Annotated in this window: 13 protein-coding genes and 1 pseudogene; 4 read left to right on the top strand and 10 right to left on the bottom strand. The window is 39.2% G+C overall.

Going from position 1 to position 12,753, the window contains the following annotated elements; translation table 11 throughout:
• The first annotated feature begins 236 nt into the window (after nt 1-236).
• Nucleotides 237-764, top strand: a complete 528-nt coding sequence (locus ABDZ53_RS08085) for a hypothetical protein (RefSeq protein WP_343755369.1) — start codon at nt 237-239, stop codon at nt 762-764.
• A 96-nt stretch (nt 765-860) separates the two neighbouring features.
• Here the strand turns inward: ABDZ53_RS08085 and ABDZ53_RS08080 are convergent, their stop codons facing one another.
• The 5 genes from ABDZ53_RS08080 to ABDZ53_RS08060 form a co-directional block, all read right to left on the bottom strand.
• Nucleotides 861-1,406, bottom strand: a complete 546-nt coding sequence (locus ABDZ53_RS08080) for a cysteine hydrolase family protein (protein WP_343755367.1) — start codon at nt 1,404-1,406, stop codon at nt 861-863.
• Nucleotides 1,407-1,423: 17 nt separating this feature from the next.
• A complete protein-coding gene (locus ABDZ53_RS08075) occupies nt 1,424-1,831 on the bottom strand; it encodes a GtrA family protein (RefSeq protein ID WP_343755365.1) in 408 nt (135 codons plus the stop codon).
• A gap of 26 nt (nt 1,832-1,857) precedes the next feature.
• A complete protein-coding gene (locus ABDZ53_RS08070) occupies nt 1,858-2,967 on the bottom strand; it encodes an NADH-dependent flavin oxidoreductase (protein WP_425541690.1) in 1,110 nt (369 codons plus the stop codon).
• Nucleotides 2,968-3,138: 171 nt separating this feature from the next.
• Nucleotides 3,139-3,621: a hypothetical protein gene (locus ABDZ53_RS08065; protein WP_343755361.1), complete on the bottom strand. Its 483-nt coding sequence runs from the start codon at nt 3,619-3,621 to the stop codon at nt 3,139-3,141.
• Between the two features lie 290 nt (nt 3,622-3,911).
• Entirely contained in the window at nt 3,912-4,649 is a 738-nt protein-coding gene (locus ABDZ53_RS08060; protein WP_343755359.1) for an SDR family NAD(P)-dependent oxidoreductase, read from the bottom strand.
• Between the two features lie 145 nt (nt 4,650-4,794).
• Between ABDZ53_RS08060 and ABDZ53_RS08055 the strand changes: the two genes are divergently transcribed.
• Entirely contained in the window at nt 4,795-5,727 is a 933-nt protein-coding gene (locus tag ABDZ53_RS08055) for an alpha/beta hydrolase (protein WP_343755357.1), read from the top strand.
• Nucleotides 5,728-5,779: 52 nt separating this feature from the next.
• Here ABDZ53_RS08055 and ABDZ53_RS08050 read toward each other — a convergent pair whose 3' ends face one another.
• A complete protein-coding gene (locus ABDZ53_RS08050; protein ID WP_343755355.1) occupies nt 5,780-6,865 on the bottom strand; it encodes a glycerol dehydrogenase in 1,086 nt (361 codons plus the stop codon).
• Between the two features lie 161 nt (nt 6,866-7,026).
• Here ABDZ53_RS08050 and ABDZ53_RS08045 point away from each other — a divergent pair, with 161 nt between their 5' ends.
• Together ABDZ53_RS08045 and ABDZ53_RS08040 are read left to right on the top strand one after the other, a co-directional pair.
• A complete protein-coding gene (locus ABDZ53_RS08045) occupies nt 7,027-7,800 on the top strand; it encodes an SDR family NAD(P)-dependent oxidoreductase (RefSeq protein WP_343755354.1) in 774 nt (257 codons plus the stop codon).
• Nucleotides 7,801-7,916: 116 nt separating this feature from the next.
• The gene (locus ABDZ53_RS08040; protein WP_343755353.1) at nt 7,917-8,729 is read left to right on the top strand and encodes an aldo/keto reductase; all 813 of its coding nucleotides are present in this window, start codon (nt 7,917-7,919) and stop codon (nt 8,727-8,729) included.
• 65 nt (nt 8,730-8,794) lie between these two features.
• Here the strand turns inward: ABDZ53_RS08040 and ABDZ53_RS08035 are convergent.
• The 4 genes and pseudogenes from ABDZ53_RS08035 to ABDZ53_RS08020 all read right to left on the bottom strand — a co-directional run.
• Nucleotides 8,795-9,619, bottom strand: a pseudogene (locus tag ABDZ53_RS08035) (SDR family NAD(P)-dependent oxidoreductase); the annotation flags it as partial.
• Nucleotides 9,620-9,668: 49 nt separating this feature from the next.
• Nucleotides 9,669-11,408 carry a glycoside hydrolase family 35 protein gene (locus tag ABDZ53_RS08030; RefSeq protein ID WP_343755352.1) on the bottom strand — a complete coding sequence of 580 codons (1,740 nt, stop codon included), beginning with the start codon at nt 11,406-11,408 and terminating at the stop codon, nt 9,669-9,671.
• 107 nt (nt 11,409-11,515) lie between these two features.
• Nucleotides 11,516-12,079: a chromate transporter gene (locus ABDZ53_RS08025; protein ID WP_343755351.1), complete on the bottom strand. Its 564-nt coding sequence runs from the start codon at nt 12,077-12,079 to the stop codon at nt 11,516-11,518.
• Nucleotides 12,076-12,651 carry a chromate transporter gene (locus ABDZ53_RS08020; RefSeq protein ID WP_343755349.1) on the bottom strand — a complete coding sequence of 192 codons (576 nt, stop codon included), beginning with the start codon at nt 12,649-12,651 and terminating at the stop codon, nt 12,076-12,078. Before ABDZ53_RS08020 ends, ABDZ53_RS08025 begins: the two co-directional genes overlap by 4 nt.
• Between the last annotated feature and the right edge of the window lie 102 nt (nt 12,652-12,753).

Raw genomic sequence — 12,753 nt, 5'->3', positions numbered from 1 at the left:
AGAGCGGGCAAAATCGCACTGTTAACAAGGAAAAGTAGTAAACCGGTTAGGTTTTGACACCCTAACCATATCATAGTATACGCACACTATTTTGTGTTTTTTAAAATTAGGAGTTATTTTTGATTTTAATCATTCGAAGTAGAAACAGTTGAATCCGTGTCATTTTTTCGTTATCATTTAGAGTGTTGAAACAAGAGAAGTTTTTTTAGACGATACTCAAAAAAGGAGGATGTTCCTTGAGTCTATATGAAGATGTTAAGCACTTCATAAATAAGAAGTTAAATCGATCAGACTATTTTCTGAAACTCAATACCTCAAATCGAAATGTCGATGCACGACCATTGACAATAAAACATAAATTTCGTCTCAATGCTAAAGACATTACGACAGATCAATCAATCATTAATGACATTGTAGAAATAATCATTAAAAAAGATTACTCTAAACGAACTTATGCTGGAAAAAAAGATAAAGACATCGAAACTTACCACGGTAAGATTTATCAATATGAAAGTTACCGTACTCAAAATGTTGAGATGGTTCATAAACCCGAGAAAACATTTGGTGTGTTCGTAGCTGGGAAATTTTTAGGAAATCTTCCGGATAAGTATTATAGTGAAATGGTTCACCATTTAGAGTCTACTGTTATGATGTCCTTTGCCTATGTCACAGGAGGACCATATAAAGAGTTCAACCCTTCCATCAATCAAGTTATTGAAGGCTTCGAACCCTTTGATTTAACTTTATATGTTCAATTTGCATAAGAAAACCCGATTCTTCATTCTTGATTTAAATAAAGTTTGACTATCTCGTCACTTATTTAAATCTGAATGCGGATCGAGTTTTTTATTTATAACTAATTATCGCACTTCAAATCCTAAAGTATCAGTGAAGTGAGATAAGGCCCATTCATGACCTGCTTCATTAAAGCTTGCGACCCCTTCTTTATGGACTACTACATTAAATCCTTTATTGAAGGCTTCTACAGCTGTGTGAAGAATACAAATATCCGTTACGACTCCCACTAAATGTAACTCACTAATGTTTCTCTCTCTTAACTTAAGTTCTAAATCCGTTCCCTGAAAAGCACTAAATCGTGTTTTATCCGTATAATAGACATGCCTATCTTCTTTTATGGACTGATACACCTCTTCTAAATCTCCATATAACAGTCGTCCTTCCGTGCCATCAATATTATGCGGAGGAAACACTTTGCTTTCAGGGTGATAAGTATCCCCTTCCACATGCTTATCAATGGCAAACACAACAAAATCTCCCGATTGATGAAAAGCTTTTGTCAGTTCCACTATCTTATCATGTATAGCCTGCCCCGGTTTTCCACTTGTCAATGCGCCATCATCTGCCACGAAGTCATTGGTATAATCGATATTGATCAATGCTTTCATTTTAAAATCCCTTCCTTTTAATCCTCTTTTTTGAAGATAAACCATTTACTGACTAAGTAATTGGTTGATGCAATAAATACTTCAACGAATACTTTTGAAACCGTTGCGTTTAACTGAATAAAACGAACAAACAGGAAAAGGAGCAGCATATCCAAACCGGCTGAAGTTAAGCGTGAAACGACAAAATATGAAAACTCCTGGAATGATGCCTTTTTTGTACTCAAATGGGTTTTGAAAACAAACTTTTTATTTACGACATATGAAAAGAGAATAGCAGCCGCTATGGCTATGGCATTAGAGAGCAGATAGTATAAACCAGCCACTTCATGTAGAATGGTAAACAATCCGATGCTTATAACGGTTGTGAGAATACCATAAAGGAAATAATCTATAAATTGTTTGAACTTCTGGTAAATCTTTTTCATTCACGGTACTCCAATCTGCACCTGTTTTATTTTAAGCGGTCACTCATCATATTTTTCATAAAACCCCATACTCCGTTGGTTAACACCAATTCTTCTCTTTCTTCTTCTGAAACAGTCTGGCGAATCCATTTATCTTTATTATTTAATACTTTTCCAACCCAATGCGGATCAGCAAGCATTACACGTCCTAGAGCTAAGAAATCACTGGATTTAATCGCTTCTTTAGCATCTTTTGAATCCCGGATATCTCCGACTGAAACAAAGGGGACCCGTCCATCGATTGTCTCATAGACATATTCCTGCATACTTTTTTCCTGATAGTCTTCCAAACGAGAGACCTGGTTGTATTTTCCTAGAGACATGTGAAGGTAATCCAATTCTTTAGACGCTAACTGATCCATTAAATACAGGGTCTCGTTAAATCGAATGCCAGGTGTTTCGTATTCTTCTGGTGAAAAACGGTAACCTATGAGAAAAGGCTCTTCTGCTTCTTCTTTAACGGTTTCAATAATCCCATCTACCAACAAGTCTATAAAGCGGTAGCGATTTTCAACACTTCCACCCCATATATCGTCTCGTCTATTTGAATGAGGAGAGAAAAACTGCTGGATCAAGTAAGTGTTTGCTCCATGTATTTCAACCCCATCAAACCCTGCTTGGATAGCTCTAATGGTCCCAGCTTTAAAGTCTTCAATTATTTGATAAATCTCTTCTTCTTCTAAAGCTCTTGGTTCTTCAGCTGTCGGTCTTTCAGCTTTAACCGCACTAGGCGCAACTGGACGCTCTCCTCTTAAAATCGAAGAGTGAGTCATTCGTCCCCCGTGATACAGTTGTAAAATAGCTTTTGTACCATTGATTTGAATAGCAGAAGCTAATTGAGCTAACCCGGGAATATGTAAATCATTAGAAACTCCCAGCTCTCCTTCCCATCCTTTTCCATTATCGGATACATTTGCAGCGGCTGTTATAATCGCTCCTGCTTCTTTGCTTCTAATATAGTAGTACCTCAATTCATCCGATGTAATGACCCCATCATAGAAACTCATTTTCGTTGTCATCGGAGCCATCATGAATCTATTTTTAACTTTTACTCCACTAGGGAAGGTAAAAGATTGAGCATATTTTTCTGAACTCACAGCTGTCATCCTTTCTACGTTTCTATTAATTGTAACCACATCCAATGAAAATTACAATTTAAAAGAAATGAATAGAGGGAGTCTGACAAATTTTTAACAGACAGGTTTAAAAGAGATTATAAAAAAACAGCCAGATGGGGGTTATCCATCTGGCTGAGGTAAGGGAACACATCAAGAATGAGTAGATACTATTTCAGAATAAGTATCTTCTACTGTTTTTTCTGGATCGATGACTATATACAGCTTATTTTCACTTACTACAGAGCTTTGATAGTCATTGTCGTGCCCATCAGTATCCAGAGCTTTATACGGAAAATAAATACGGTCCTTTGATACAGACAGCTTTTTCTCTCCTATTAATTGATCGCGATATAATATATCCATCATTTCAATATCCTGGAATTGTTTCACTCTTGCAAACATGCCTGCTTCTAATCCACCCTTATTAATATCATTCGATTTAACATGATCGGCCTCATGAAAGATTTCGATTTTCATCGACTCACACGGGTGTATCTCTTGAAACTCATTATTTAATCTTCCAAAACTAGTTGTTACTTGTTTAATCCACAAATCTCCAATATGGTCACGGTCAACTGTCCATGTTTCTCCATTTCTAAAAATAAAACGTAATGCACACATAACCTTTTTCATGCTTTAGTCTCCTTACCTTCTATATGTGAATAGTTTAACATATCTTAAAACTAAAATAAAGACCTTTTAAAATACATTTTGCATATTATGTGTTTTAGTGAGCATTATGTCATTCTTTATAAAATGGTTATTTTTCGCATCATTACTCTTTTCAAAATTAACTGAAGAAAGCCCTTGTTCTCCATTCCTTCTTTTGACTGCCTTAAAAATCAGATGAAGGGATGAAGCTCTATTAATAAAAAGTGATTTTTACGAAAAAACAACAAGGCGAAAAGCCTCGTTGTTTGTCGTTATCTACCGATGTTCCATCCACCATCCATTAAGACCGATGACCCATGCATATAATCGGATTCATCCGAAGCTAAAAATACCGCAAGTTTAGCTATCTCTTCTGGTTTAGCAGCTCGTTTGGCAGGTATATCCTTTAATCGTTCTTCTTCTGATCCCTCTGTCATGGGTGTTTCTACATAACCTGGAGCAAGTAAGTTAGCTTTAATACCTTTTTCTCCGAAATCAAAAGCAAGTTGTTTTGTAAAGCCTTCTAGAGCATGCTTTGAAGTCACATAAGCCGAGCCACCCGGTCCTGCTACAAAGCTCCCTTGAGACCCCACATTTATTATGGTGCCTTTTCCTTTTTCTAGGAAAGTCGGTAAAGCCGCTTTTACAGATAAATAAGGGCCTTTAAGATTAACTGCCATTAACTGATCGTATGTCTCTTCATCAAGCTCCAAAGCATTTTGATAGTCGTCATGAATGCCGGCACCGTTATACAGGATGTCCAGTGTGCCATACGTTTTAATTAATCTGTTTAAAACATCTTTCACTTCAGAAAACTGCGTAACATCTAGTTTAAGAAAAAGGGCTTCTCCCCCTGCTTCTTTAATTTCTTCCACAATACGGTTTCCATCTTCTTCATCTCTTCCAGACACACCGACTTTGGCACCTTCTTTGGCATAAGCCTTGGCTGTTGCTTCTCCTATTCCAGATGTTCCACCTATGACTAAGGCTACTTTATCTTTTAATCGCATGATTTGTCTCCTTTCACTTATTCTGTCTTTAGAATACAAAGAATCCACTAAACAAATCAATCATTTCGTTTTTCTTAAAGCAAATAGTTGTATTAAAGAAGAAAGATAGTTATTCTTAGAGAAATGAACGAATTGAGGAGCTACTATGAGAAAAAAACACTCTATTTATGAACAGTTTAAATATACAAAATTCTTTACCTTACCCCCTAGTCCCTTTGTAGTTCCATTGATTAATACCTCACTGTATTTACTCAAAAAATCGGTCTCTACACCTAAAACGGTGCGTAAAAAAGATATTAAATTAAGTACTCCTGACGGAGAAGCTATTATCCTGACTATTTTAACTCCTAAAAACCTTCAGGCTCCTGCACCTTGTCTCATCTATTTTCATGGGGGTGGCTTTTTTATGGAAGAAGCCCCTCATCACAGGAAATTAACAGCTGAATATGCAGTCAAAACGGGGGCTGTGGTTGTCAATGTCCATTATAGAATAACTCCTCAGTACCCTTTCCCAACTCCCCTAAAGGATTCTGACTTAGCCGTCAACTGGGTGTTTTCTCATACGGATTATTTGAAAATCAATCCGGATAAAATTGCCATTGGTGGAGATAGCGCAGGGGGTACACTCGCTGCGGGCGTTACTTTACTCAGACGTGACCGTAAGGATAAACCTTTTTGTTTCCAGATGCTGGTCTATCCTGTCACTGACGCAAGAATGGAGTCTCCCTCTATGGAGGAGTTTGACAAAACGCCTCTATGGAACAGCAAACTAAATGAGATGATGTGGTCTTTATATGTCAGAAAAGACAGTGAAACGAATCAGAAATATGCCTCTCCTATGGAAGCTGAATCATTTGAGAGGCTTCCAGATGCTTACGTCGAAGTAAATGAGTTTGACCCTTTAAGAGACGAAGGGCTGGAGTATGCTGAAAAATTAAAAGAGGCAGGCAGCGAAGTGGAAACGTATGTCGTGGAAAAAGGTGTCCATGGGTATGACACGAAGACACAGAGCGAGCTCGCAAGAAAGTATGTCAAAAAGAGAATCACCGCCTTAAATAAAGCATTTTCTAAAAAATAATAAGAAGCCACTCTCTTTTTTCAGGAGGGTGGCTTCTTTATAATCTACCTAATTAGTTAAGCTCATTGACAGCTAAAATAGCATATGCGACTTCTTCTGCTGTAATTTCCGGATCTAAATTCTGTAAGGTCTCTTCTTCATCCGTAGCTAATTTTCCTACTTCAACTAAGTCATCAAAAGATTTATCTTCTAAATGCATATCTGCCAATGTAGTAGGCATGCCAATCGCTTTGAAGAAATCAATGTATTTTTTAATCTCTTCTTCCGGCTTTCTTTCTAACACGAGTTGGACGAGCGTCCCATACGCTACTTTTTGGCCGTGTGACAGGTCATGAATATCTCCATCTAAGGCCGTAAAGCCATTATGAATGGCATGTGCGGCTGCTAGTCCCCCATTTTCAAAACCTAACCCCGACAATAAGGTGTTTGCTTCTACGACAGCATCCACGTGAGGTGTGACGAGCTTCTCTTGAACTGAACGATAAGCGGCCAACCCATGAGTAAACAAGACTTCTTCCGCCATTTCCGCAATGGCACGGGCGGCAAAGGTTGTTTTACCTCCCGCCATCGTATCCGCATTTCTTTTCATTGCTGCCTTAACCTCTATTAGTGTCGCCATAGCATCTGCCATTCCAGAAGCAAAGAGCTCAGCTGGTGCATTGACCACAATGCCTGTATCTACTAACACCAGATCTGGGTTTTTATCATAGAATTTGTATCCTTCAAATACCCCATCATCTGAATAGATAACGGATAAAGCACTAGTAGGGGCATCGGTTGAAGCCGTCGTCGGAACGATAATAACGGGTACACCCAGACCATCTGCGACCGCCTTAGCCGTGTCTAAGGTTTTTCCGCCTCCTACACCAATAACAGCTTCTGCATCTTGTTCTTTCCCTAAGTCAACCAGTCGTTCTATCTCCTTATTTGACGCTTCCCCTTCAAACTGTTCGTAATAATAGTCACTGTCTGAATCTTTAAAACTACTTTCAATAGAATCCTGAGTGATATCCCAAACCACTTCGTCAGCTAGTAAAAGAGATTTCTTTGCGATGGCTTCGACTTCTGTTCCGAGTTCCTGAATGACTCCATTTCCTTGTATATACCGACTAGGTGATGTAAAAATGTACTTCTGCATTTGACCACTCCTTAATTTATTTTATTCATTTCAATTGTAGCAAAGTCCTCCTATCCACTGCAAGAGAAACCCATTTCAATTAGTCGTGCCTATCATTTGAAATGGGTATTGTCCGACTGTTAGGGTAGAAATAAGAAATCGATATTTTAGGAGGCTCATTAATGGGAAAATTAAAGGATAAAACAGTAGTAATTACAGGTGGCAGTGGCGGAATTGGAAAAGTGACAGCTAAGAAGGCTTTGAATGAAGGGGCAAAAGTCGTATTAGTTGATATTGATAAAGAGGCTTTAGAAGAAGTCAAAAAAGAGTTGAACCAAGATGACAAGGTGCTCATTGTTGAAGCGGATGTCTCAAAAGAAGATGATGTTAAACATTATGTCCAAAAAGCAAAAGAAACCTTTGGATCCATAGATGTGTTCTTCAATAATGCCGGTGTCATCGGAGACGTCAATATGATGCACGAACAAGAACTTGAAAACTTCCAGCAAGTTATGGCTATTAATGTGAATGGGGTTTTCCTTGGCCTCAAACATGTCTTAAAGGTCATGCGTGAACAAGGAAGTGGAAGTATCATCAATACCTCTTCTGTCGATGGACTAAGAGGATCTCCGGGCTTGTCCCCTTACTCGGCTTCCAAACATGCTGTCGTGGGACTGACGAAAACAGCTGCCTTAGAAAATGCAGAAAAATCCATTCGTGTTAACTCTATTCACCCTTCACCTGTTGGAACGGATATGATTGAAGAGGTTGAAGAAGGACTAGAAAAAGATATGTCAGATGACGCTCAGAAACAGTTGGAAGGAACCATTCCTTTAGGAGAATACGCTGAATCTGAAGATATTGCTAATCTGGCTATTTTCCTGGCCTCTGATGAGAGTCGTTATATTATTGGTTCTCAATACCGTGTGGATGGTGGAATGGGAGCTCAACAATAAAATAATAAACCATAAGCGTCCAGTCGGGCGCTTTTTTTCGTTTACTTGATAAAAAGGAAGCATTTTCATAAAACTTGTTGTAAACTGTACGTAGAACTATTTAGGAGGAATGTTTAATGACACAAGATACATTTACAATGCACAACGGAGTAACCATCCCAGCCATCGGTTTTGGAACATGGCAAATCCCTAACGAAGAAGCCTATGATTCTGTAACCATTGCTTTAAAAAATGGCTACACTCATATTGATACAGCTTTAGCTTATGGCAACGAAGAAAATGTAGGGAAAGCCATTAAAGATTTCGATTTGCCGCGTGAAGAGGTGTTTATCACAAGTAAACTCCCTGCCCAAATAAAAGGGTACCAAGAAACTTTAGATGCTTTTGAGGAAACCATCACGAACTTAGGAGTGGATTACTTAGATTTGTATTTAATTCATGCGCCTTGGCCATGGGATCAAAAAGGAACAGATCACACCGAAGGCAATATCCAATCCTGGAAAGCGATGGAGAAACTCTATAATGACGGTAAAATTAGAAGCATCGGTGTATCTAATTTCGAGATTTCTGACATTCAGGCTCTATTAGATAACTGTGACACCGTTCCAATGGTCAACCAGATTGTATTCTACGCCGGGCGTGACCAAGAAGACTTATTGGCTTTTTGTAAAGAGCACAACATTTTGGTTGAAGCGTACTCTCCTTTAGCAACAGGTCAACTACTTGACGATCCAGTTATTAAAGAGATTGCGGATAAGTACGAGGCCACACCTGCTCAGTTACTCATTCAATACTGTCTGCAAAGAGATACTCTTCCTCTTCCAAAATCGACTCACGAAGAGCGCATTATTGAAAACAAAACATTAGAATTTACTATATCTGATGATGACATGGAAAAACTGAAACAAGTTGAAGATGTGCGTAACTAATATAATATAACAATGCAAAAGAGTCCTCTGAGATTTAATCAAAGGACTCTTTTCTGTTGGTTGATTTATTTTTTCTTCATTAGTTTGAATAGACCAAGTGCTGAACCAGCTAGAATGACTGTAGTAAGACCTGGTTTTTTCTTGGCTTTTACCATCAAGCTCTCTGGTCGGTGCCAGCCTAAATTATTTCCTCTTTCCATCAGTCCGTTTCTTGAGCGGTATAGGTTCCCTTCTTCGGGGCTTTTCGCTGATCTTCTTTCATCAAAGTTAGTCGAGTAGGTGTCCCATTCCATATATCTGTCGATGAGTCTCGGAAATACTCTACCCATCACGGAAAAATATTTGGATTGGGTTCCCACGTAGACATCCCGTTTAGGATTTTCGGCAACGAATAATATGGCTTCCGCTACACTTTCCGGTGGATAGACCATTCCTTTATGTGTAGGATGGCGATCGATGTAGCTCGTCGCATGATTTGTATATGGCGTGTCCACTCGAGCCGGGTGTATTTGAGAAATAACAACAGGAGCTCCTGATTTTTCTAATTCCATTCGCATCCCATCTGTCAATCCATGCAAAGCAAATTTAGATGCTGAGTAAAAGGACTGGACAGGGAAGGTACGGTTTCCGGCTACACTTCCTATGTTGATGACCACACCGGGTTCGCCTCTGTCTTTAAAATGGGCGACTGCTTTTTTCATACCATACACAGCACCCCAGAAATTAATATCGAATAACTGTCTGGCTTCCTCTATAGGAATATCTTCGGCATGCCCATAGAGAGCAACAGAAGCATTATTCACCCATGTATCAAAGCCACCAAAAGACTCAATGGCTTTAGTCACTATTTGATCCACATCCTCTTCTTTTGACACATCTCCAGCAACGTAAACAACTTGACCCCTTTTTCAGCAGCCATCCTAAACAGTCCCTCTCCTTTTATCTCACGTATGGCGGTTCATCTGTGAATGTAATCTCTTCTTTAACTTTTCCTTCTGTCTCAAAAATAACAATGTCGTTGATACCTTCTTTGAGTAACGGTGCTGGAATATATAACTTATACTGCGGTCCGACTTCCCAATATCGACCAAGATTAAAGCCGTTAATGAAGACTGCCCCTTTCCCCCAACCGCTCATATCAATGAATGTATCATTGGCTTCATCCACGTTAAGTTCAAACTGACTGAAGCTCGGTTCGTTTTCTCTGAATTCTCGAGAAAAATCTACCTGTTCAATATTATCTAACGGAAGAGGATAATGGGTCCACTCACTTCTGAACCCACTATTGACATGAAGGTTCTCAATGCCTTTGCGTTGATCTGGAATACGAGGACCGTAGTTAATGCGTCCCATATTCTCGACTAAAAGCATCAATTCATTGGATTCTTCTTTTAGTTGAGTTTCTATCGGGCTACCTACTTCTTTATCGTACTGAGTGAAGACCGGTTCTCTATTAATGTAGCCTTTTGTTCTGTCATTTCCATTAATCAGTTGTAGAGTCACATCACGTTTTCCGCCCAAATCGTGTTGGTATAAAATATACCCCGTATCCTGATCCAAGTCTTCCATCGTCAAAGGATAAGGTGTGGTTACAGGACGAGCGAGTTGCGTTAAATTATCGAATAGAGAGGTTCTATTTTTAACTGTAACGGTTCCATAATTCGCTTTTTTAACTGGTTCTGGTAATTCAGGAAGAGGACCTTCCACAAAGTCAGATATAACGTCTCTAAAGACACGGTATTTTTCAGTCACGTCTCCCCATTCAGATAAAGGAGCATCATAATCGTAAGACGTTATATCCGGTGAAAAAGCATCATAGTAGTTTGAGCCGTTATTAAAGCCGAAATGAGTCCCACCGTGGAACATATAGAAGTTGACATGTCCCATCGTTAAAATATCTCTCAAATCCTCAGCTTGCGAGGCACTGTCTGTTTGCTTGTACTCGTCGTTGCCCCAGGCAGAGAACCAGCCTATCCAGTACTCCATGACCATGAGTGGAATGGGTCTATCTACAAAGTTTTTCAGTATGTCGAAATGTTCTTTTGGCTTGGAACCAAAGTTTACTGTAGGCAAGGCTCTGTCTACAACCGTTCCGTTTACCAGCATATCGCTCCATGATCCGTCACTTGTGACGAGCGGAACATCCACCCCATTTTCAAGCATTAAGTCCATTACCTGGTTCATGTATTCTTTATCTGCGCCATAGCTCCCGTATTCATTTTCAACTTGCATCATGATAATGGGACCGCCCTGGGTAAATTGTAAAGGAACGAGTTCTTTAAATAAGCGCTCGAAATAGTTTTTCACTTTTTCCATAAATGGAGGATAAGCGGTACGCAGTTTCATATTTCGGTCCTTTAGTAACCAACTCGGTAAACCACCGAACTCCCACTCCGCACAAATGTAAGGAGAGGGTCTAACAATAACGAACAAATCTAAAGCGTTTGCAATTTCAATAAAGCGTTTGATATCATGTTGTCCTTCAAAGTGAAACGTGCCTTCTTTTGGTTCATGGAAATTCCATGGGACATAGGTTTCTACGGTGTTACAACCCATGGCTTTTAATTTTTGTAATCTGTCTTCCCAGTATTCAGGAACCACTCGGAAATAATGGATGGAGCCTGATATAATTTTTATGGATTTTCCATTCCAATAAAAATCTTCTTTAATCTCAAACATAGTACGCCTACTCTCTTATAATATGATAATTATATCATAACAGAATGCTGGCCTTAAATGTGCTTTATTCAAAAGATACACATCTACGACCAGCCTTATCCTGTCATTTATATAATACTGTATACAATTCCGCCAACCACACCGGTCATAACCATCACTTGTATGGGACTGGCTTTAAATTTTCGCATAATGAATATGCCAATAGCAAACAAACTAACCGATATCCAGTTTATTTCACTAAATGCGACTGGCCAATCACTGTGTCCAAACATGGCTGTCATAAAAATAGTGACCCCAGCAGCAGCGATTAAAGAAACGACGGCTGGTCGCACCCCTTGAATAATGCCTTGGACCATAGTCAAACTTTGGTATTTAAAGAAAAAATAAGCTAAAGTCAGAACGATAATAACCGAAGGCATGGTCACCCCTATAGTGGCTATAACTCCGCCGAAAATTCCCGCTACCTGGTTGCCTGAAAAAGTAGCCGCGTTTATGGCAATGGGACCGGGTGTCATTTCAGATAACGTTAAAATGTCAATAAATTGCTGATTGGTTATCCAGCCTTGAACGTGAATCAGTTCTTGTTCAATGAGAGGCAAAGCTGCGTACCCTCCACCGAAACTAAATAAGCCAATCTGAAAGAAACTGAGGAATAATTCTAAATAAATCAATTCATGTCCTCCTTATCTTTCATCTTAAGGTTCCAAATCGTCGTAGCCGCTCCAACTAAAGCTGAGAACAATAGGAGCCACAACACATTCACCTGGAAAACTATTCCAGCTATTAAAGCGATAATCATCACTATAATAGGGATGACTTGCTTTTGCATGACGACTCGCTTAGCCATATCGTACACAACGTTCACAATGATAGCCGCTACCCCTGCCTGCATCCCTAAAAGAACATTATTGACAATAGCATTGTCTCTCACTGCAATATAAACATATGAGATAATAGTCATAATGACTAATGGGGGAATGATTGTTCCCAGTACAGTTATAAGCGCTCCTGTGACACCAGCCATACGGTATCCCACCAATAAAGAGGTGTTCACTGCGATAGGTCCCGGGGAAGATTGCCCGACAGCTATTAAATCCAGCATTTCATTTTCATCAATCCAACCTAGTTCGTCTACAAATTTCTTTTCCATTAATGGCACAATGACATAGCCACCACCAAAAGTAAACATGCTCAAGAAAAATGTCGAGCGAAAAAGGGTCATGTATAATTCCTTCTTCTTCATTGTCTGCTCCTTTTAAAAATAATCAGTACACTTATTCTAACATACTGAAACTTCTCTTCTCTACTTATACAGAACAAAATGAACGAGTTGGATTAATTTTGT

This window comes from Alkalibacterium iburiense (genome assembly GCF_039521845.1).
GTDB classification, from domain to species: Bacteria; Bacillota; Bacilli; order Lactobacillales; family Carnobacteriaceae_A; genus Alkalibacterium; species Alkalibacterium iburiense.
The sequence above is the reverse complement of the archived record's forward strand: the minus strand, read 5'-3'. Positions and strand labels throughout refer to the sequence as shown.

Excerpts from the sequence above, each read along its gene's own strand:
- ABDZ53_RS08020 (WP_343755349.1), bottom strand. The coding sequence starts at position 12,651 with ATGAAGAAGAAGGAATTATACATGACCCTTTTTCGCTCGACATTTTTC.
- ABDZ53_RS08065 (WP_343755361.1), bottom strand. The coding sequence starts at position 3,621 with ATGAAAAAGGTTATGTGTGCATTACGTTTTATTTTTAGAAATGGAGAA.
- ABDZ53_RS08075 (WP_343755365.1), bottom strand. The coding sequence starts at position 1,831 with ATGAAAAAGATTTACCAGAAGTTCAAACAATTTATAGATTATTTCCTT.
- ABDZ53_RS08040 (WP_343755353.1), top strand. The coding sequence starts at position 7,917 with ATGACACAAGATACATTTACAATGCACAACGGAGTAACCATCCCAGCC.
- ABDZ53_RS08030 (WP_343755352.1), bottom strand. The coding sequence starts at position 11,408 with ATGTTTGAGATTAAAGAAGATTTTTATTGGAATGGAAAATCCATAAAA.
- ABDZ53_RS08060 (WP_343755359.1), bottom strand. The coding sequence starts at position 4,649 with ATGCGATTAAAAGATAAAGTAGCCTTAGTCATAGGTGGAACATCTGGA.
- ABDZ53_RS08045 (WP_343755354.1), top strand. The coding sequence starts at position 7,027 with ATGGGAAAATTAAAGGATAAAACAGTAGTAATTACAGGTGGCAGTGGC.
- ABDZ53_RS08055 (WP_343755357.1), top strand. The coding sequence starts at position 4,795 with ATGAGAAAAAAACACTCTATTTATGAACAGTTTAAATATACAAAATTC.
- ABDZ53_RS08050 (WP_343755355.1), bottom strand. The coding sequence starts at position 6,865 with ATGCAGAAGTACATTTTTACATCACCTAGTCGGTATATACAAGGAAAT.
- ABDZ53_RS08080 (WP_343755367.1), bottom strand. The coding sequence starts at position 1,406 with ATGAAAGCATTGATCAATATCGATTATACCAATGACTTCGTGGCAGAT.